The following is a 19822-nucleotide window of genomic DNA, read 5'->3' on the forward strand; positions in this document are numbered from 1 at the left end:
GCCGCGCATGATCAATGACCTGGTCCTCAGCGGCGGCGAGGTGCACGGGAGGGGCCGCGCTGACGTCGCAGTGCACCAGGGCCGGATCGCGGCCGTCGGGCCCGGGCTCACCGGGGCCGTGGTGCACGACGTGTCCGGTTGCCTGGTCACCCCCGGCCTGATCGACCTGCACACCCATGTCGGGCCCGGTTACTGGGGCATCGAGCCGGATCCGGTGGCGTGGCGCACCGGCGTCACCACCTGGGTCGACGCCGGGTCGGCCGGCGCGTACACGCTCGCCGGGCTGCGCCGCGTGGTGTCCGATGTGGACGTCCGCGTGCCCGCTCTGCTCAACATCTCGGCCGTGGGGCTCACCGGGCGCACCGGCGAGAGCCGGGATCTGGCGAACTGCGACGGGGAGCTGGCCGTCGAGACGATCCGGACACACCGCGACCTCATCCGGGGCGTGAAGGTCCGTGTCGACCACGAGACGGTCGGCGCCAACGGCGTGGAACCCCTGCGGCGCGGCCTGGCTGCCGCGGAAGCCTGCGGCGTGCCGGTCATGGTCCACATAGGTACGGCGCCACCCGTCCTCGAGGAGATCCTCGCCATCATGCGTCAGGGCGACATCGTGACGCACTGTGCCAGCGGCTTCGCCGAGCCGCTCGGGGCGGCGGCGCGGCGGGCGTACGACCGGGGCGTGCTGTTCGACGTCGGGCACGGCTCGGGCGGGTTCGCGTTCGACGTGGCCGAGGCGCAGATCGGTGCGGGGCTGCGGCCGTACACGATCTCCACGGATCTGCACGCCCGCTCGGTGCACGGCCCGGTCTTCGATCTGCCCACGACGATGGCGAAGCTCGTCGCCGCCGGGCTGACCCTCGACGAGGTGATCGCGGCGACGACCGTGCACCCGGCGCGCGCCCTCGGCCTGACCGGCGGCACCCTCGACGTGGGCGCACCGGCGGACATCGCGGTGTGGAAGGTCGACGAGGGCAGCTTCGAGGTGGTCGACGCCCACCGGCAGGTACGCCGCTCACCGCTACGGCTGACGAACCGGGCCACGTACGTCGGCGGCCGGCTGCTGCCACCCCGCTTCCCGGCCGCACCGGCGCCGTGGGTGCCGCTCACCGATGCGCAGCGGGCGGCCCTCGCGCGCCGTGACGAGGATCTCCGGAACCTGCTGGCGGTGCCGCTGGTGGGCGCGGAAGGCTTGGCCGAGCAGTTCCCGAGACCACGACGGTAGGAGTTGGCCATGCCCAAGCGCGCGATCACGACCGACAAGGCGGCCCCGGCCGGTGGCCCGTATTCCCAGGCGGTCGTCGCCGGGGACACCGTCTACCTGGCCGGCGCGGTCCCCGCGCTGCCCGACGGCACGTGGGTGACCGGCAGCTTCGCCGAGCAGGCCCACGCCGCGTTCCGCAACCTCGCGGCGGTGGCGGAGGCGGCCGGCGCGAGCCTCGACCAGGCCGTACGCATCGGCGTCTACCTGCGCGACTTCGACGACTTCGACGAGCTCAACGAGATCTACGCCCAGTACGTCAAGGGCGCCACCCTGCCGGTACGCACGACGCTCCCGGTGCCGCTCGTCGGCTTCGACATCGAGCTCGACGCCATCCTCTACACCGGCGCGTAGGCACCGACCGGGTCCAGGGCGGCCCGGACGGCGCGGATGTCCCGGCCCACCGCGGTGGCCAGCATCCCCGGACCGGCCAGCGGCATCAGCACCGCGTCGCCGCCGAGCGTGGCGGGCGACGGCAGCGACGGCCCCGCCAGCACGAGCGTGCCGACCGCGCCGCCGCCGCCCAGCACCGCCGCACCCGACCAGGCGGGCGCGCCGGGGCCCACCGCCAGCTCGTGGCGGTGGAGGGTGCTCCCGGCGTAGCGGATGGTCACGTCCGCGCGCACGTCGCCGGGCTCCTCGGCGTGCCGGCCGCAGACCAGGTCGTCGCGCCACAGCAGGCTGCCGCCCTCCTCGACCGTCACGTCCGTGACCGCGAGATGGTGGCAGCCCGCGGCGGCGATGAGCGGCTCGGGCGACCACCGAAGCGCTCCCCCGGCCGCCACCGAGGCCGTGACCACGAGCCGGGACGCCGGCGACCCGGGCCGGCCGGGCAGGGCGAGCTGGGCGGCGACGCTGTGCACCGACAGGCGCGCGCCCGGGCCGACCTCGACCGACAGCCGCAGGTCGTCGCCGCGCAGCGGTCCGGCCGCACCGCCGACGAGGTGCACGGCGTGCGGGCCGGTACGCCGAACCAGCAGCGGCGACTCCCCGCGCAGCACCGCCAGCCGGGTGCCGCCCCGACCGTCCGCCTCGGCGACGATCGCCGCCGCGGCGCGCATCAGCACACCCGCGTCACGCCGGGATCCGGGCCGCGACGAGCCCCCGGATCCAGTCCGCGACGGGCGTCGCCGCTCGGTCCTCGGTCAGCGACAGGAAGACCGTGGGCAGGTCGCCGCGGCGGGCCCGGGCGTCCCGGTCCATCACCGACAGGTCCGCGCCGACCAGCGGTGCCAGGTCGGTCTTGTTGATGACCAGCAGGTCCGCCGCGGTGACGCCCGGGCCGCCCTTGCGGGGCACCTTGTCGCCGCCGGCCACGTCGACCACGAAGATCTGCCGGTCGATGAGGCCCTTGCTGAACGTCGCGGTGAGGTTGTCGCCGCCGCTCTCCACCAGGACGAGGTCGAGCGGGCCGAGCGCCACCTCCAGGTCCTCGACCGCGTCGAGGTTGGCGGAGATGTCGTCGCGGATCGCGGTGTGCGGGCAGCAACCCGTCTCGACGGCCCGGATCCGCTCGGCCGGCAGGACCCCGTTGCGCAGCAGGAAGTCGGCGTCCTCGGTGGTGTAGATGTCGTTGGTCACCACGGCCAGCCGCAGCTGCCCGCCGAGCGCCCGGCACAACGCCGCGACCAGCGCCGTCTTGCCCGAGCCGACCGGGCCTCCGATGCCGATGCGCAGCGCCCTCGGCACCTCCGCCAGCGGCGGGTGCGGGTCGATCCCGGGCTCCGGGTGGGTGTGCGGGACCTCGTCGGGACCATGTGTGTGATCGTCAGGATGCCTGTCGTCAGGATGCCTGTCGTCAGGATGCCTGTCGTCAGGATGCTTGTCGTCAGAACGCTTGTCGTCAGGATGCAAAGAGACGCACCTCCCAGGTGGCGTGCAGTTCGGCGCCGATGTCGAGCAGCGGGGCCCCCGCGGCCGGCAGGGCGTCGACCGGGTCGTCGATCCGAGCCGCCGCATCGGCCGCGATCCGGTCGCAGTCGGGCGCGAGACCGGCGAGCAGGGCATGCACCGCGTACGGATCCAGCCCCAGCAACCGCACGGCAGCGCTCGCCGGGCCGGTCACGCTGCCGTGCGCTGCGGCCACCGCGGCGGCGGCGGGGTCGAGCCGGGCGGCCGCGGCCACGACGCCGAGCGCGACCGGGTGGTGCGGCTCGCGGCCCGCCGCCGGCAGCGGCCACATCGCGCGGGCCGCTCTCAGCAGCGCGCGGCCCTGCGCGCGGGATGCCTTGCGCAGCGCGGGTGAGGGCGTCCGGGCGTCCAGGCCGTCGTCGAGCTCGGCCCACCGGTCGGGCCGCGCGCACGCCGCCGCGGCGAAGGCGGCGGCGACGAGACCGGCGGTGAACAGCCGCCCGCACAGGAACCGGCCGACGTCCGCCACGGTGCGTACCCGGCCGGACGAGACGGCCGTCTCCAGGCCGCCCGAGTGGGCGTGGCCGCCCGCGGGCAGCCGCCCGTCGGCGAGCACGAGCAGCGTCGCGAGGCTCATCAGAACAGGTGGTAGCGCTGGGCCATGGGCAGCTCGGACACCGGTTCGGGCTCGACGACCTCGCCGTCGATGCGCACGGTGAACGTGTCCGGCTCGACCTCGATGCGCGGCAGGGCGTCGTTGAGCGGCAGGTCCGCCTTGCCCACCGAGCGGGTGTCCGCCACCGGCACCAGCGCCCGCTTGACGCCGATCCGGTCGCCCAGCAGCGCGTCGATCGCCGCCGGGGCCACGAAGGCCAGCGACGTGACCGCGGGGACCACGCCGTACGCGCCGAACATCGGGCGGGGCAGCACCGGCTGCGGGGTCGGGATCGAGGCGTTGGCGTCGCCCATCTGCGCCGACGCGATCATGCCGCCCTTGAGCACCAGCGCCGGCCGTACGCCGAAGAAGGCGGGGTCCCAGAGCACGAGGTCGGCGAGCTTGCCGGGTTCCACCGAGCCGACCTGCTCAGCCATGCCGTGCGCGACCGCCGGGTTGATCGTGTACTTGGCGACGTACCGCCGGGCCCGCAGGTTGTCGGCGGCGCCGTCGCCGGGCAGCGCACCCCGGCGGGCCTTCATCACGTGAGCGGTCTGCCAGGTACGCATGACGACCTCGCCGACGCGTCCCATGGCCTGCGAGTCCGACCCGATCATCGAGATCGCGCCGAGGTCGTGCAGCAGGTCCTCGGCGGCCATCGTGGACGGCCGGATGCGGCTCTCGGCGAACGCGAGATCCTCCGGCACCGCCGAGTTCAGGTGGTGGCAGACCATCAGCATGTCCAGGTGCTCGCTGAGGGTGTTGCGGGTGTACGGCCGGGTCGGGTTCGTGGACGACGGCAGCACGTTCGGGTGCGAGGCGACCGTGATGATGTCCGGCGCGTGCCCGCCCCCGGCGCCCTCGGTGTGGTACGCGTGGATCGACCGGCCCGCGATGGCCCGTACGGTCTCCTCGACGAACCCCGCCTCGTTCAGCGTGTCGGTGTGGATGGCCACCTGCACGCCGGACGCGTCGGCGACCTTGAGCGCCGCGTCGATGACGGCCGGCGTGGTGCCCCAGTCCTCGTGCAGCTTGAAGCCGCCCGCGCCGCCGCGCAGCTGCTCCCAGAGCGACTCCTCGGACATCGTGTTGCCCTTGCCGAGCAGCAGCACGTTGATCGGCCACCGGTCCAGCGCCTCCAGCATCCGCGCGAGATGCCAGGAGTTCGGCGTGACGGTGGTCGCCTTGGTGCCCTCGGCCGGCCCGGTGCCGCCGCCGATGATCGTGGTGATGCCGCTCGCGAGCGCGGTGTCCAGGATGGTCGGGCTGATCAGGTGGACGTGGCTGTCGATCGCGCCGGCGGTGAGGATCTTGCCGTTGCCCGCGATCACCTCGGTGCCGGGCCCGATCACCAGCTCGGGGTGGACGCCGTCCATCGTGTCCGGGTTGCCGGCCTTGCCGAGCGCGACGATGCGGCCGTCCCGGATGCCGACGTCGGCCTTGACGATCCCCCAGTGGTCGAGCACGACCGCGCCGGTGATGACGGTGTCGGGCGTGCCCTCGGCGCGGGTGGCCCGGGACTGTCCCATCGACTCGCGGATCACCTTGCCGCCGCCGAAGACCACCTCGTCGCCGGGGACCGGCCCGGCACTGCGGTCCTCCTCGACCTCGATGAGCAGGTTCGTGTCGGCCAGCCGGATCCGGTCGCCGGCGGTGGGGCCGTAGAGGGCGGCGTACCGGCCGCGGTCCAGCGCGGTCACCGGCCGCTCCCGTTCTCGGGCACGTCCTCGTCGAGGGCGCTCCTGCCGTTGCTCTCCGGCCGGGCGCTCCCGTTCTCGGGCAGGTCCTCGTCGAGGGCGCCCGCGGGCTCGATGTCCTCGCGGGGCGACGGGTCGAGCGGCCCGCCGGCGAGCCCGCGCAGGCCCGGCACGACCCGGGCGCCACTCAGCCGGACGAGCTCGACGTCGCGCGGCATGCCGGGCTCGAAGCGCACCGACGTCCCGGCCGGCACGGCCAGCCGGTGCCCCCACGCCGCGTCCCGGTCGAAGTCGAGCGCCGCGTTGGACTCGGCGAAGTGGTAGTGCGAGCCGACCTGCACGGGCCGGTCGCCGGTGTTGCGGACGGTCAGCGTCACCACCGGCCGGCCCGGGTTGATCTCGATGTCACCGTCGCCCGGGAGGATCTCACCCGGGATCAGGCCACTCACGAGATCGGCCCGTGGACGGTGACAAGCTTCGTACCGTCGGGAAAGGTGGCTTCGACCTGCACTTCGGGGATCATCTCAGGTACGCCCTCCATGACGTCGTCGCGGGTCAGCACCCGCCGCCCGGCGTCCATGAGCTCGGCGACCGTACGCCCGTCCCGCGCACCCTCCAGCAGGAACGCGGTGATGATCGCCGTCGCCTCGGGGTGGTTCAGGCGCAGCCCGCGCTCCCGCCGGCGCCGGGCGACGTCCGCCGCGACGTGGATGAGCAGCCGTTCCTGCTCGTGCTGGCTGAGAAACACCCGGACCTCCCTGACTTCGCGAAGCGATGCTCGCAGCTCCACATTGCGGGCGTGTTACCCATTGTCGAGGGATGTCAGGCCGAGGGGCCGGTGGCCACGCCGGGTGCGCCTTAAGCTGCGGGCATGCTCGAAGCCGGTACGCGCAGGCGCAAGCAGCCACCGCCCCCCGCGGTGGTGTTCGCGGCCCTGACCGACCCGGCCGCGGACCCGGTCCGGCCGTGGCTGCACCTGCTCGACGACGAACACCCGCCGCAGATCCTCCACGCGGCGCCGGACGTCGTGGTGTGGTCGTCGCTGTGGCCGAAGCGGCCCGACGCCCGGATCCGGTTCGACCTGGCCTCCGACGGCGCGGGCGGCACGGACCTGCGCTGGACCCTGCACGTGGAGGAGCCGCTCCCGGATCCGTCCCTGCTGGGGCATCTCCGGAAGCGGCTCAATCACCTCGTCAACGCGGACCTGCGCGCGACCTTCGACCAGTGAGGCCCGGCCCGGGACGACCGGGTGCCGCGACCGTCGCCGGCCAGCGGTCCGGCGGCCCCGTCAGGCCGCGAAGGCGATGGGTACGCCGTGACTGTCGGTCAGCGCCAGCCGGGTGTGCAGGTTCCCCTGCTCGGCGACCCGCGCGAAGTACTCGCTGCGCCGGCGCTGCAGGCAACCCTTGCGCGTCCGCGGTCCTCCCGCCGCCACGGTCAGCAGCTCCGGGGCGAGCGAGCTGTTCAGCCCCTCGCGCAGCAGGCGCAAGGCCTCCGTGCGCAGCTGCGAGATCCGCGACTCGGTGACGCCCAGCTCGGCGGCGACCTCGCTGAGCGGCTGCTCCTGCAGGAACGACTGGGTGACCACCATCCGCAGCCGCTCCGGCAGCGCCTGGATCGCCTGGTGCAGGTAACCCAGCCGCTCCCGCTTCAGCAGCAAATCCTCGGGCCCCTCGGACAGCTCCGGCACCATCTCCTCGGCCGCGCCGGTCGGGAACCCCTGGAGGCTGAGCAGGGCCGCCTTCTGCACGTCGTCCTCGACGGCTGCCAGCTCCGCCACCCCGATGCCCAGCATCTCGGCGACCTCGGCCTCGGAGGGCGTACGCCCCAGCGCGGCCGTCAGCTCCTGGCGCGCCTGCGCAGTGCGGCGCGCCCGGGCCCGTACGGAGCGGCTCGCCCAGTCCTGCCCGCGCAGCTCGTCGAGGAGCGCGCCGCGGATCCGCACGGCGGCGAACCGATGGAACGGGATGCCCCGGGTCACGTCGAACGCGCGGGCGGCACCGAGGAGCGCGGCGAACCCGGCGGACGACAGGTCGTCGGCGTGGACATGGCCGGGCACACGGTTCAGCAGCTCCCGGACCAGATGGCCCACCATCGGCATGTGCTCGCGGACCAGGTCCTCGATGTCCCGCGCGGAGGGCGCGTCGTGGGTCGTGCCGATGGTGGCGGGGAGTTCGGTCGTGTCGGTCACGTAGTCCTCCTCGCTCGTACGGGGCCGGTGCGTGAACCGGCCCGATGAGGAGAACGTTGGTCGCCGACGGGTGCAGGGGCGGCCGAACTTGGTTGCTTTTATGGAGTTTTTTCGGAAAAAGGCTCAGGTCCGGCGCGGGCCGCCCGCGGAGGGCACGGCGCGAGGGCGGACGAGAGCCCGGCACCACAGCGTAGAGCGGCGACACGCAACGCCGTGGGCGATTGGCTGGAGCAGCGGGCGGGCGAAGGCCGGCGCGCCGGCAAAGCGGCTACGGCACGCAGCCGGTCGGCACACGAAGAAAGGGAGGCGCGCAAAGCGGGGAAGCGCGCACAAGCGCAGACCGCGGCAAAGGCAGGCGGCTCACCCGCCGGCCGGCTCCCCCGGCCCGGGAGCCAAGCCCGGGAGCCAAGCCCGGGATCAGCCTGTAGGACGGTTCAGCTGGCGAAGTGCGGGCTGCGCTGGGCGGCCATGGCCGCGCCCAGTTCGCGGCGGACCCAGCTCATCCGGCGGACCGCCGCTTCCGGGTGGTCGCCGAATTCCTCGGCCACCACGGCCGCGCATCCGTCGCTGCCGTGCCGCAGGATCATGGCTGTGACGGCCTGGGCGACCGTTTCGCGGCTCGGCTGCTCGGACGGCTGGAGATGTGAGACGAACAGCGCCTCAGCCGCCAGGTCCCCCACGGTGCTCATCATGTCGGACTCCCCGATGTGCGACGACTTGCTCGAGCTCCAGCTAACGCTCGCGACGGTGCTGACCGGATCCGCTCAGGTTGCGAACCGGTATCAACCATCTTCCTCGCGGGCGTCCCGCCGGCCCGCAGGCACGCCGAGGGCTTCGTACCGTTTTCGGCTTCCGTGGCCCGGTCCCGCCGGCCCCTACCCCACGGGGCGGGCGTTCGTCGGAGGAACGGATGTGCCTGCCGGGATCAATTGCGACTCTAACGCGCAGCTGGGGCGGCGTACCGGCATTTTTCCGGTCCACCGCCCCAGCGTTGTGCGTCTGTTACCCGAACTCACCCGGCGACTCGGGCTCGGTGTCGCCGCCGTTGTCGAACGACGGCGGCGGGGACGGGGTCCTGGTCTCCGTAGCCGTCGTCTCCGGGCTGCTCGGCGACGCGGACGACGTTTCCGGCGGGCCGGGCGGGACCTCGTTTCCGCCGGGAACGGTGGAGGTCTCGGCCGGGGTCGGTGTGGTTGACGTCGCCGGGGTGGTCTGGCCGCCGACCGTGCCGGGCGGCCGGTCGTCCGGGGCGTCGCTGTCGATCGGCACCGGCACGATGACGCCGCTCGGGTCGACGGAGGTGCCGGGCAGCGGGTTCTGCCGGTTCGGGACCGGGCCGAGGCGGACCTGGCCGTTGGTGAGGTGCTCGACCGGCTGCGAGGGCGCGCCCGGCTTGGGTGACACGAACGTCTCGCAGGTCTGGCCGTCGAGCTGGAACACCATCGGCGCGGAGTTGCTGGCCTCGTAGCGGCCGGTGAACTGCATCGTCTGGGTGGCCTGCGGGTCGAGGGCTGTCTTCGCCTGGACGGTCACCGCGCGGTTCTGCTGGTCGAGGGCGAGCTTGCCGTTGCCGGAGACGACCTGGTCACCCGGCATCAGGAACCAGAGCTTCCAGTTCTTGATCGCCTTGACGTCGCGGTTGGCGATGGTGACGGCGGCCTTGAACCGGCTGCCGTCGTCCGACCAGACGGCGTAGCTGACTACGCACTTGTTGGCGCCGACCAGCTGGGTGGGCTGCGGGCCGACCCCGCTGACCACGACGTCGTCGGGCGCGTCGCCGGCGGCGAGGCTCAGCGCCCACGCGCCGACGCCCACCATGAGCGCGCCCGCGCCGGCCATGAGCACGATGCGCCGGCGGCGGGTGGTGCCGCCGCGGCCGGGACCGGGTGCTCCCCCGGCCGGGGCCGCTCCGGGGCGCTGGGGCGGCGGGGTGCCGCCGCCGGCCCGCGCCGGCGCGGACGGATCCGTGCGCGACGGGGGCCGCAGGGAGGGCGGCGCGCCGAAGGCCGGGCGCAGCGCCGGGCCGCTCGACGCCGGCGGAGGTTCGAACGAGTCGTCGGCGGCGGGACCGGACGGCGAGAACGCGGCCGGACCGGCGGGCGCGGGCGGGACCGGGCCGAAGCGGCTGTTGCGGCCACCGCGCTGCGGTGGGGCCATCGGTGCGGCGGGAGCGCTGTTGGCCGCCGGCTGACCGGGGGTGCCCACGGCGGCCTCGACCTCGGCGACGGAGACGGGCTGCGCCGGCGCGCCGGGCGCGGGCGAGACCGGCGCGTCGCCGGCGAGGTCGGTGTCGGCGGCCGCGCCGGCCGCCGCCGCGGCGGGCGGCGGGACGGCCGCCGCACCCCGGCCCCCCCGGGCCGGCGCGGCGGCGGCGATCCGGGCGTGGCCGGGCCGGATCCGGCCGAGGCCGTCGGTGTCCCGGGCGGACGGCAGGATCGTGGTGTCCTCGCCGTTGTCGGCCCAGTCCGGCACGAAGGCGCGCGCGGCGGGCACGCCGGCGGACACGGTGCCGAGGACGTGCGCGAGCTCGGCGCTGGACGGCCGGTCGGACGGCCGCTTCTCCAGGCATCGGGCGATCAGAGCGGACACCGCGCCGGGCATGCCCTCGACCGGCGGCATCGGCTCGGGCTCGGTGTACTGGTGGGCGCGCAGCAGGGCGGTCGTGGTGCCGACGTCCCAGGGCAGCTGCCCGATGAGCGTGCGGTAGATCAGCAGGCCGACCGCGTACACGTCGGTGGCCGGGCTGACCTGGCCGCCCTCGAGCCGCTCGGGCGCGAGGTAGGCCGGGGTGCCGAGCAGGCTGCCGTCCGGGTCGATGTCGTTCTCGCCGATGAGCGCCGAGATGCCGAAGTCCACGACCTTGGCGCCGGAGGGCGTGAGCATGACGTTGGCCGGGGTCACGTCGCGGTGCACGATGCCGCGGGCGTGTGCGGCGGCGAGCGCCGCGGAGACCTCCGAGCAGATGCGTACGGCCGCCGGCCAGGGCAGCCGGTGCACGCGGGCCAGCACGGCGGCGAGCGACTCGCCGTCGACCAGTTCCATCACGACGTACGGCACGGGCTCACCGTCGACGGTGGTCGCCTCGCCGTAGTCGTACACGTTGGTGATGTGCGGGTGGCTGAGCCGCGCCGCGGCCTGGGCCTCGGCCCGCAGCCGGCGCCGGAACGACGGGTCCGCGCTCGTCGACGGGGGCAGCACCTTGACCGCCACCTGCCGTCCGAGGACCTCGTCGAAGCCTCGCCACACCACTGACATCCCGCCGGCACCGAGCCGCTCCACCAACCGGTATCGGTTGGCGAGCAAACTCGAACCGGGCAGGTCCGTCGTGCTCATGTGCCCCCACATGCGCGATCGGATGAAACACCGGAGCACACCGCCATGTGTCCTGGTGCCGGGGGCGGCATCGGCCCGCCGTCGGACCGAGCATCCCCCATCGACGGCGAGGATGTTAGCCCACGAGCGGCCTCAGTCTCGACTGTTCGACGGCCGGGATGACCTGCGGCTCGTCACCGTCCGTTTCGTACCGTGCGCCAGCCGTGCGCGGTGGCTTGTTTCGATGAAAAGCCTGGTCACGGGCGCACGGCAGGGCCTGCGAGGCATGGCTCGCGGCTATTGCCCCATTCGTCGAAACTTGCGGGTATCTCCCCGGATACAGCGCATCTACAAGGGATTCTGTACGGCGGGTCGCTCGGCGATCACGCTGCGATCACATCGGACAGCATTGCGAGATCGACTCACGTACGCAGCGTGAACTCCTTGTCGCAAGGCAATGACCTGCGTCACCCCGCCCGATCGGATGAAAGTTCGACGACGATCATGCTTTGTTGGTCGCACTCACCGGAACGTGGGACAAAACGGCCTTGTTCTGCCACGCGGGGAGAAGCGCCGGGGCCGGCGCGGGCCCCGCCGGCACCGCCCCGAGTTCCTCCAGGTGGGCCAGCATCGGGGCGAGGCTCTCGTACATGACGAGGACGACGTCGCCCGGTGTGGCCAGCCGCAGCGCCTCCCCCACCGCGGCGCGGTAACCGTCCGCCCGCACCGCGCGCAGGTTCGGGCGCCGTCCCCTCATCTCCCGTTCCACGAGGGCGGACACCTCGCCCGGCTCGCGGCCCCGCGGGTCCTCGTCGTCGTAGAGGACGGCGCGCGTGACGCCGTCGGCGATCACCTGGGCGCAGGCGGCCAGCAGGTCGTCGCGGCGGTCGCCGGGCAGGGTCACCGCGGCGACGCAGCGGTCGCGGCCGTACAGGCGCTCGAGCGTACGCAGCACCTCGGCGAGAGCCGCCGGGTTGTGGGCGTAGTCGACGAACAGCGTCACCTCACCCAGGCGCAGGGCCGTGCCGCGGCCGGGGTTGTGCACGCGCGGCTCGAAGTCGGCGAGCCGTTCGGTGACGGTGTCCGTCGAGGCGCCGAGGGCACGGGCGGCGGCGATCGCGGCGAGGGCGTTGACGGCCGCGTACGGCGCCGCGCCCCCGAACGTCCCGGGCACCTCGGACGCCCGCAGCAACGGCGTCCGCCGCGCCCCCGTGGCCTGCACCAGCCAGCTGTCCTGCAGCAGGTAGGCCGTACCCCCCTGACCGAGGTGGGTGGCGACCACCGGTTGCCGCGCGTCCGTGCCGAACCACACGATCCGCTTGCGGTCCGCGCGTACCCGGGGACGGTCGGGCAGGCTGCGCACCCACGGGTCGTCGGCGTTGAGCACCAGCGTGCCGCCGTCCTTGACGCGTTCGGCGATGAGGGCCTTGACGTGCGCGATGTCCTCGATCGAGCCGAGGCCGTCCTGGCCGAGGTGGTCGGCGGTGATGTTGGTGACCACGCCGACGTCGGTCCAGTCGTAGCCGAGGCCGCGGCGCAGGATGCCCCCGCGCGCGGTCTCCAGCACGGCGGCCTGCACGCCGGGGTCGCCGAGCACCATCTGCGCCGAGCGGGGGCCGGTCGCGTCGCCGCGGTGCACCGTACGGCCGTCGATGCTGACGCCGTCGGTCGTGGTGAGCCCGACCCGCAGCCCCTTGCCCGCCAGGATGTGCGCGGCCATCCGCGCCACCGACGTCTTGCCGTTCGTCCCGGTCACCGCGACGGTCGGGATGCGCCCGTCGGAGCCGCCGGGGAACATCGCACGGACGATCGCGTCGCCCACGTCGCGGGAGCGCCCGTGCACCGGCGAGAGGTGCATGCGCAGGCCCGGTACGGCGTTCACCTCGATCACGCCGCCGGTGACCTCGTCGGGGTCGCCGACCGGCGGTACGGGCGCCGCGATATCGCTCAGGCGCAGGTCGATGCCGGCGATGTCCAGCCCGACGACCGCGGCGACGCGCAGGCACATCCGGGCGACGTCCGGGTGGATGCGGTCGGTGACGTCATGGCCCGTGCCCCCCGTGGAGAGGTTGGCGTTGTCGCGCAGCCACACCTGCCGGCCCGCCTCCGGGACGCTGTCCGCGGTGCAGCGCTGCCGCTCCAGCACCGTGGCGGCGTTGTCGTCCAGGGCGATGCGGGTCAGGACCCGCGAGTGGCCCGTGCCGCGGCGCGGGTCGGCGTTGGTGCGCTCGACGAGCTGGGCGACCGTGCTCTCGCCGTCCCCGACGACGTGGGCGGCGATCCGCTCGGCCGCCGCGACGACCTCGCCGGCGACGATGAGCACCCGGTAGTCGCGCCCGGGCAGGTACCGCTCCACGACCACGTCCTCGCCCGCTGCCACGCAGGCGGCCTCCACCTCTTCGGCGGTCCGCAGGTTCAGCGCCACGTGCTCGCCCTGCCGGCCGTGGCGGGGCTTGACCACGACCGGGCCGCCGAGCTCGTCGAACAGCCGGACGGCCTCCTCCGCGCCGCGGGCCGCGCCGCCGGGCGCCACCGGTACGCCGGCGTCGGCGAGCAACCGCCGGGTGACCTGCTTGTCGCCGGCGATGTCGATGCCCACGCCGCTGGTCCGGTCGGTCATGGCGGCCCAGGCGAGCCGGCGCCGGGTGCCCCAGCCGAGCCGGAGCAGGCTGAGGTCGCCGTACCGTTCGACCGGGATGCCGCGCCGGCGGGCCGCGGCGATGATCGACCGGGTGCTGGGGCCGGTGGCCTCCCGCTCCGCGAGGTCGCCGAGCTCGGTGAGGCGCGCGCGCAGGTCCCCCGCGGACACCCGGGCGCCGGCCGCGACGGAGTTGACCAGATCCACGGCGGCGTCGAAGAGCCGGCCGGGCAGCCGCGAGCCGGGAGACTCGTCGACCGGGCACTCCACGATCAGGTCGTAGACCCCGGGCTCGGCGGTGGAGACCGTACGCCCGAAGCTGACGTCCCGCCCGATGCACTGCGACAGCTCCAGCATCACGTGTTCGGTGACGTGGCCGAAGTACGTACCCCCGCGCATGCGGCTGACGAAGCCGCCCCGCGACCCGGCGGCGCAGTGGTGCTCGGCGAGCCCCGGCAGCGCCCGCAGGAGCCGCTCGGTGAACCCCGCGACGTCGCTCGTCTCGCGCCCCGCCAGCTCGTCCAGGCGGAGCCGGGCCACGACGGCGGGCCGGGACAGGTGGACGTTGGGTCCGCGCAGGTGGCGCAGGCTGAGGATCTTCATCGGACGTGTCCCCGTTCCCCGGCGCCCGCCTCGACCGGGCGGCGTCCGGACAGTTCGAACCTGCTCCCGGCAGGCAGCACGTGCAGGCGCGCCCCGCTGAGCGCGATGGGCCCGTCGGCCGGTACCCGGATGTCGGTGGCGCAGCCGGCGTCGACGACGGTGACCGTCCCGGAGCCCAGCACCTCGAAGCGGTCGCCCTCGGCGAGGATCGCGGTGTCCTCGTCGATGCCGAGGCCGAGCTCGTGCGGGTACATCGCGACGGCGCTGAGCAGCCGGTTGAGCCGCCCGCGCTCGGCGAAGTGCATGTCGATGACCACGCCCGGCAGGAATTCCAGGCCCGGCCCGGTCCGCACGCTGGTCCGGGTGACGCCGGGGGCCGCGCCGCCGAGGATCATCGTGCCGGACATCATCGCCGCGCCCGCGCTGGTGCCGCCGAGCACGATGGTGCCGGCCTGCACGAGCGTCTGCAGAGCGGAGTCGGCGAGGGTGCCGCCGAGGACCGTGGTGATGCGCAGCTGGTCGCCGCCGGTGAAGAACACGCCGGTGGCCGCGGCGAGGGCGTGGATCACGGTGGGCTCGTTGGCCTGGGCACGCGTGGTGATGCGCAGCCCCCGGACCTGGCGGGCGCCGAGCCGGGTGAACAGGGCGGCGTACTCGGCCTCCAGGACGGCGGGCTCGCCGCTGGCGGTGGCGATGACGATGATCTCGGCGGACGGTCCGCCGGCCAGCTCGACGAAGCGCCGCAGGATCTCGAGGCCGCAGGCGCCGTGCCGCTCCGCGCCGCCGATGATCAGTAGCCGGGCCGCCACACCGCACCTCCTCCCCGCGCCGCTGCTGCGAGCACGTGGTTATGAGGTTAAACGGAACATAACCGAAACATCGGCCTAATCAGCCTTCAGTCCGTTCGTGGGTGGCGGTGGGGTGGTGGGACGGGGGAGTGAGCGGGCAGCAGATGCGTGACCGTCGCGGGCCCCTCGGCGAGCGCCACGGCGTGCTCCTCCTCGCGCTCATCGCTGGTGGTCAGCCGGCCCTCGTGCTGACGCAGGTGCTCCTCCCACGTCGGTACGAGGTAGACCTCGACGAAGTCGCCGGCGTGCTCGCCGTTGCGGAACAGGCCCCAGCGGGTCGCGCCGGTGCGCTGGCGGGAGCGGCGTACGGCCTGCATGGCGGCGACGAACGCGGCCCGGTTCTCCGGCTTCACCCGCCACGTGGCGGTCACCAGCACCGGGCCCTCGTCCAGGTGCGGTTCGAGCATCAGGTGCGGCTCGGGCCAGTACGCGGCCGGGCTGCGGTCACCCGTCTGCTCGCGCAGCGGCAGCCACCGGACCGTGGCCGTGCCCAGCACCATGAAGGCCGCCGCGGCCAGGTACGCCGCCCGCAGCCCCCACGCCTGCGTCACCTGGCCCCAGGCGAACGCCCCGAAGGCCTGCCCACCGGCGAAGACGACCTGGTAGACGGCGAAGCCGCGGGCGCGTACCCAGTTGGGCAGGAAGAGCTGCATGCTCGCGTTCATCCGGGACACCTGCGCCATCCACGCCAGCCCCGCCACGACCAGGGCCGGGACCACGGCCATCGCGTACGGCACCAGCGCCACGATCAGCAGCGCGGCGGCGTACACCGTGCCGGAGAGGATCAGGAGCCGGTTGGGCGGTACGCGCTCGCGGATGCGGGGCATGAGCAGGGCGCCGAGGATCGCTCCGACGCCGAGGGCCGCCAGCAGGACGCCGTACCCGCTGGGGCCCATGCCGAGCTCCCGGTCGGCGACCAGCGGCAACAGCCCCCACACGACGCTGCCGGGCAGCACGAACAGCAGCACTCGCAGCAGGGTCCGGCGGACGACCGGCGAGTAGCGCACGTACCGGCCGCCCGCCCGCAGCGCCGGCCCGAACCGCTCGGCGTGGGTCGTGCCGCCCTGCGGCGGCCGGCGCCAGCGGATCAGCGCCGCCGCGAACACCGCGAACGACACGGCGTTGAGGCCGAAGACGACCGGGACGCCGGCGTGCGCGACGATCAGCCCGGCGACCGCGGGGCCGGCCGAGCGGGCGAGGTTGGTGTTGACCGCGCCGAGCGCCGACGCGGCGGCCAGCTCGTCGCGCGGCACGACCTCCGGGATGACCGCCTGCCAGGTCGGCAGCGTCAGCGCCTGGCCGACGCCGAGCAGGAAGGTGAAGACCAGGAGCAGCGCGGGCGGCATCCGGTCGGCCGCCGTCAGCGCGGTCAGGGCCGCGGCCACGGCGAACAATCCCAGCTGTACGCCCAGCAGCAGCCGTCGCCGGTCGAACGTGTCGGCGAGCGTGCCGGACGGCAGCGCCAGCAGCAGCACGGGCAGCATGGTGGCGGTCTGCACGAGGCTGACGTACGTCGCCGCGTCCGGCTCGTGCACCAGCCGCCACGACGCGCCGACGGTCTGCATCCAGGTGCCGGCGTTGCTGGCGAGCACCCCGATCCAGAGGCCGCGGAAGACCTTGTCCTGCAACGGGGCCCAGGCGCTGGTCTCCACGGCGTGCCAGCTTATAGCCGGCGCTGCGCTCCCGGGCCCGGCCGGGGCACCACGTCCCGGTACGCGCCCACCGCGTGCCCCTCGGCGCAGTGCAGCTCGGTGTGCACCTCCGCCCCGCAGTCGCGGTGGGCCAGGGTCAGCGGCGGCCCGCCCGGGTCGGCCAGGTAGCGGTCGCCCCACTCCTTCACGGCGAGCAGGACGGGGTAGAGGTCGAACCCCTTGTCGGTGAGGCGGTACTCGTGGCGGATCCGCGAGCCCGGCTCCCGGTACGGCACCCGGCGCAGCACCCCGTGCTCGACGAGGGAGGCGAGCCGGTCGGCGAGCACCTGCCGTGGCATCTTGGTGTGCTCGCGCATGTCCGCGAAGCGCCGTACGCCGTTGAAGACCTCCCGGAGCACGACGATCGTCCCCTTCTCGCCGAGCACGCCGATGGCGCGGCCGATCGTGCAGGTCTCCATGGACCAGCCGAGCGCCTCGGGACGGGCCGTGGTCTGGGTCATAGCAGGAAGGCTAGGTCTCGTTGACAGACACAGCAAGCCCGTGGCAGCCTGCGTCCATGACGCAGACTCAGAGCGGCGCGCGCAGCCGGACGTTCGAGTGGACCGATCCCGCCGTGCACACGGACCTGGCCGGCGGTCGCTCCGGGCTGGAACTGCTGCAGGCCATGTCCCGCGGCGAGCTGCCCGCTCCCCCGGTCATGCGCCTGCTCGACATGGGCGGCATGGAGGTGAGCGAAGGCAGCGTCACCGTGCACCTCGACCCGCAGGAGTTCCACTACAACCCGCTGGGCACGGTCCACGGCGGCGTGCTCTCCACGATGCTCGACACCGCGGCCGCCTGCTCGGTGCACTCGACGCTGCCGGCCGGCGTCGGCTACACCAGCCTCGACCTCACCGTGAAGTTCCTGCGCCCGGCCACCCTCGCCTCCGGACGGCTGAGCACCACCGGCACCGTCCTGCAGCGAGGGCGGCGCACCGCCCTCGCCGAGGCGCGGATGACCGACGCGCAGGGGCGCCTCGTCGCGCACGCCACCTCCACGTGCATGATCCTCGAACCGCCTACCCGGCGCTGATCAGCGGGTTCCGGTCGGCGTCCGGCGGGGCCCAGCTCGCGGCGTCGGCCTCGACCTGCTCGCCGGAGCGGATGTCCTTGATCGTGTCCGGCTCGCCGTCGGCGCCGGGGAACCACACGAACGGCACGCCGCGCCGCTCGGCGAACCGGATCTGCTTGCCGAACTTCGCCGCCGTCGGCGCCACCTCGGTGCTGATCCCGCGCGAGCGCAGGGACTGGGCGATCCGGTCGCAACGCCCGCGCAAGTCCTCATTGGGCAGTGCCACGACGACGCAGGTCGGCACGCTGCGCGAGATCGTCAGCGCGTCGTGGCCGAAGAGCAGGCCGAGCATGCGCGACACCCCGATCGAGATGCCCACGCCGGGGAAACGCTCGTTGCCGGACGACGCCAGGTTCTCGTACCGGCCGCCGGAGCAGATGGAGCCGAAGCGCTCGTACCCCTCGAGCTGGGTCTCGTAGACGGTGCCGGTGTAGTAGTCCAGGCCACGGGCGATCTTCAGCTCGGCGCGGATCAGGCCGGGCGCGTGCTCCGCGGCGGCCTCCACCACCCGCAGCAGCTCCTCCAGGCCCTCGTCGAGCAGCGGGTTGTCCACGCCGAGCGCGCGGACCGCGTCCACGAAGGACCCGTCGGTCGCGGAGATCTCCGCCAGCCGCAGGCAGGCCGCGGCCTGAGCGTCGGTCGCGCCGGCGGTCTCCACCAGCAGCGCGGCGACCTTCTCCGGGCCGATCTTGTCGAGCTTGTCGACCATCCGCAGGACCTGCTCGGGGTCCTCGAGGCCGAGGCCGCGGTAGAAGCCTTCGCACACCTTGCGGTTGTTGACCAGGATCGTGGCCCGCGGGATCGGCAGCGAGCGGAAGGCGTCACCGATGACCAGGGGCATCTCGGTGTCGTAGTGGAACGGCAGCGAGTCGCGGTCCACCACGTCGATGTCGGCCTGCAGGAACTCGCGGTAGCGGCCCTCCTGCGGGCGTTCGCCGCGCCACACCTTCTGGATCTGGTAGCGCCGGAACGGGAACTGCAGCTTGCCGGAATTCTCCAGCACGAACCGCGCGAACGGCACGGTCAGGTCGAAGTGCAGGCCGAGCTGGTCGTCACCGCCGCCGGCGGCCGGGTCCTCCTGCAGGCGGCGCAGCAGGTAGACCTCCTTGGACGTCTCGCCCTTGCTGAGCAGGGTCTCCAGCGGCTCGACGGCCCGGGTCTCGAGCGGGGCGAAGCCGTACAGCTCGAAGGTGGACCGGATCTTGTCCAGGACGTACTGCTCGATCATGCGCTGCCGCGGCAGCCACTCGGGGAAGCCGGAAATGGGCACTGTCTCTCGTCTCTTCCTACAGTCCGCGGCCGGGCGCGGCGGTCAGCCCCCGCAGGTACGGGTTCGTCGCGCGCTCACGGCCGATCGTCGTCTCGGGCCCGTGGCCGGGCAGCACGACCGTGTCGTCGGCCAGCGGCAGGACCTTGTCCCGCAGGCTGGCCATCATCACGTCGGTGTTGCCGCCCGGCAGGTCGGTGCGCCCGATGGAGCCGGCGAACAGCACGTCACCGGAGAGGCAGAGCTGCTCGGCCTCCCACGGCGTGCCGGCAGCCGGCAGCCGGAACAGCACCGACCCGCCGGTATGGCCGGGCGCGTGGTCGACGGTGATCTCGAGACCGGCGAGGCTCAGGGTGGCGCCGTCGGTCAGCTCCGCGACGTCCTCGGGCTCGGCGTACGAGAACCGGCCGCCGAACAGCTCGGTGAGGTCCATGCTCAGGCCCTTGGCCGGATCGGCGAGCATCTCCCGGTCCGCCGGGTGCACGTACGCGGTGATGCCCTTCGCGCCGCAGACGGGCGTGACGGAGAACGTGTGGTCCAGGTGCCCGTGGGTCAGCAGGACCGCGGCCGGGTGCAGCCGGTGCTGGGCGAGCACCTCGTCGAGGCGGTCGAGCACGCCGATGCCCGGATCCACCACCAGGCACTGCTCACCGGGCCCCGCGGCCACCACGTAGCAGTTGGTGCCGAAGGCCTCGGCCGGAAAGCCGGTGACGAGCACTCCGCACCCCTCTCGAGCTGT

At 73.8% G+C, this 19822-nt stretch carries 19 protein-coding genes; 4 read left to right on the forward strand and 15 right to left on the reverse strand.

Going from position 1 to position 19822, the window contains the following annotated elements; all coding sequences use genetic code 11:
• Positions 1–7: 7 nt before the first annotated feature.
• Positions 8–1222, forward strand: coding sequence for an amidohydrolase/deacetylase family metallohydrolase (locus IT780_RS22200; protein ID WP_199513547.1), 1215 nt, complete (start codon positions 8–10; stop codon positions 1220–1222).
• A gap of 9 nt (positions 1223–1231) precedes the next feature.
• Positions 1232–1612, forward strand: coding sequence for a RidA family protein (locus IT780_RS22205; RefSeq protein ID WP_199513548.1), 381 nt, complete (start codon positions 1232–1234; stop codon positions 1610–1612).
• Here the strand turns inward: IT780_RS22205 and IT780_RS22210 are convergent.
• The 6 genes from IT780_RS22210 to IT780_RS22235 all read right to left on the reverse strand — a co-directional run bounded on the left by IT780_RS22210 (position 1597) and on the right by IT780_RS22235 (position 6209).
• Positions 1597–2319, reverse strand: a complete 723-nt coding sequence (locus IT780_RS22210; protein WP_199513549.1) for an urease accessory protein UreD — start codon at positions 2317–2319, stop codon at positions 1597–1599. The genes IT780_RS22205 and IT780_RS22210 overlap by 16 nt on opposite strands.
• Positions 2320–2332: 13 nt before the next feature.
• Positions 2333–2947 carry an urease accessory protein UreG gene (ureG, locus tag IT780_RS22215; protein WP_504739622.1) on the reverse strand — a complete coding sequence of 205 codons (615 nt, stop codon included), beginning with the start codon at positions 2945–2947 and terminating at the stop codon, positions 2333–2335.
• A 154-nt stretch (positions 2948–3101) separates the two neighbouring features.
• A complete protein-coding gene (locus IT780_RS22220) occupies positions 3102–3746 on the reverse strand; it encodes an urease accessory protein UreF (protein WP_199513550.1) in 645 nt (214 codons plus the stop codon).
• A complete protein-coding gene (locus IT780_RS22225) occupies positions 3746–5464 on the reverse strand; it encodes an urease subunit alpha (protein ID WP_199513551.1) in 1719 nt (572 codons plus the stop codon). The genes IT780_RS22220 and IT780_RS22225 overlap by 1 nt, the downstream gene beginning before the upstream one ends.
• The gene (locus IT780_RS22230; protein WP_307831313.1) at positions 5461–5910 is read right to left on the reverse strand and encodes an urease subunit beta; all 450 of its coding nucleotides are present in this window, start codon (positions 5908–5910) and stop codon (positions 5461–5463) included. The genes IT780_RS22225 and IT780_RS22230 overlap by 4 nt, the downstream gene beginning before the upstream one ends.
• Positions 5907–6209, reverse strand: coding sequence for an urease subunit gamma (locus IT780_RS22235; protein ID WP_199513552.1), 303 nt, complete (start codon positions 6207–6209; stop codon positions 5907–5909). Before IT780_RS22235 ends, IT780_RS22230 begins: the two co-directional genes overlap by 4 nt.
• 123 nt (positions 6210–6332) lie before the next feature.
• Here IT780_RS22235 and IT780_RS22240 point away from each other — a divergent pair, with 123 nt between their 5' ends.
• The gene (locus IT780_RS22240) at positions 6333–6689 is read left to right on the forward strand and encodes a hypothetical protein (protein WP_199513553.1); all 357 of its coding nucleotides are present in this window, start codon (positions 6333–6335) and stop codon (positions 6687–6689) included.
• Positions 6690–6749: 60 nt separating this feature from the next.
• Here IT780_RS22240 and IT780_RS22245 read toward each other — a convergent pair whose 3' ends face one another.
• The 7 genes from IT780_RS22245 to IT780_RS22275 form a co-directional block, all read right to left on the reverse strand.
• Positions 6750–7652 (reverse strand): sigma-70 family RNA polymerase sigma factor, encoded by a 903-nt coding sequence (locus IT780_RS22245; protein WP_199513554.1) that lies wholly within the window; start codon positions 7650–7652, stop codon positions 6750–6752.
• Positions 7653–8086: 434 nt separating this feature from the next.
• The gene (locus tag IT780_RS22250) at positions 8087–8344 is read right to left on the reverse strand and encodes a hypothetical protein (protein WP_199513555.1); all 258 of its coding nucleotides are present in this window, start codon (positions 8342–8344) and stop codon (positions 8087–8089) included.
• A 310-nt stretch (positions 8345–8654) separates the two neighbouring features.
• On the reverse strand, positions 8655–10985 hold the full coding sequence (locus tag IT780_RS43495; RefSeq protein ID WP_372443766.1) for a protein kinase domain-containing protein: 2331 nt from the start codon (positions 10983–10985) through the stop codon (positions 8655–8657).
• Between the two features lie 481 nt (positions 10986–11466).
• Complete coding sequence (gene cphA / locus IT780_RS22260; protein ID WP_199513556.1) at positions 11467–14205, reverse strand: cyanophycin synthetase; 2739 nt, start codon at positions 14203–14205, stop codon at positions 11467–11469.
• Positions 14202–15014, reverse strand: a complete 813-nt coding sequence (locus IT780_RS22265) for a cyanophycinase (protein ID WP_199513557.1) — start codon at positions 15012–15014, stop codon at positions 14202–14204. The genes cphA and IT780_RS22265 overlap by 4 nt, the downstream gene beginning before the upstream one ends.
• A gap of 86 nt (positions 15015–15100) precedes the next feature.
• A complete protein-coding gene (locus IT780_RS22270; protein WP_199513558.1) occupies positions 15101–16705 on the reverse strand; it encodes an MFS transporter in 1605 nt (534 codons plus the stop codon).
• 11 nt (positions 16706–16716) lie between these two features.
• The gene (locus IT780_RS22275) at positions 16717–17205 is read right to left on the reverse strand and encodes a winged helix-turn-helix transcriptional regulator (protein WP_199513559.1); all 489 of its coding nucleotides are present in this window, start codon (positions 17203–17205) and stop codon (positions 16717–16719) included.
• 56 nt (positions 17206–17261) lie between these two features.
• Here IT780_RS22275 and IT780_RS22280 point away from each other — a divergent pair, with 56 nt between their 5' ends.
• Complete coding sequence (locus IT780_RS22280; protein ID WP_199513560.1) at positions 17262–17777, forward strand: PaaI family thioesterase; 516 nt, start codon at positions 17262–17264, stop codon at positions 17775–17777.
• Here the strand turns inward: IT780_RS22280 and hisS are convergent.
• Positions 17764–19086: a histidine--tRNA ligase gene (hisS, locus tag IT780_RS22285; protein ID WP_199513561.1), complete on the reverse strand. Its 1323-nt coding sequence runs from the start codon at positions 19084–19086 to the stop codon at positions 17764–17766. The two genes, IT780_RS22280 and hisS, sit on opposite strands and share 14 nt — an antisense overlap.
• Before the next feature lie 16 nt (positions 19087–19102).
• A complete protein-coding gene (locus IT780_RS22290) occupies positions 19103–19801 on the reverse strand; it encodes an MBL fold metallo-hydrolase (RefSeq protein WP_199513750.1) in 699 nt (232 codons plus the stop codon).
• Between the last annotated feature and the right edge of the window lie 21 nt (positions 19802–19822).

Origin of the sequence: Nucisporomicrobium flavum (assembly GCF_016464385.1) — a bacterium.
Taxonomy (GTDB): domain Bacteria; phylum Actinomycetota; class Actinomycetes; order Mycobacteriales; family Micromonosporaceae; genus Actinoplanes; species Actinoplanes flavus_A.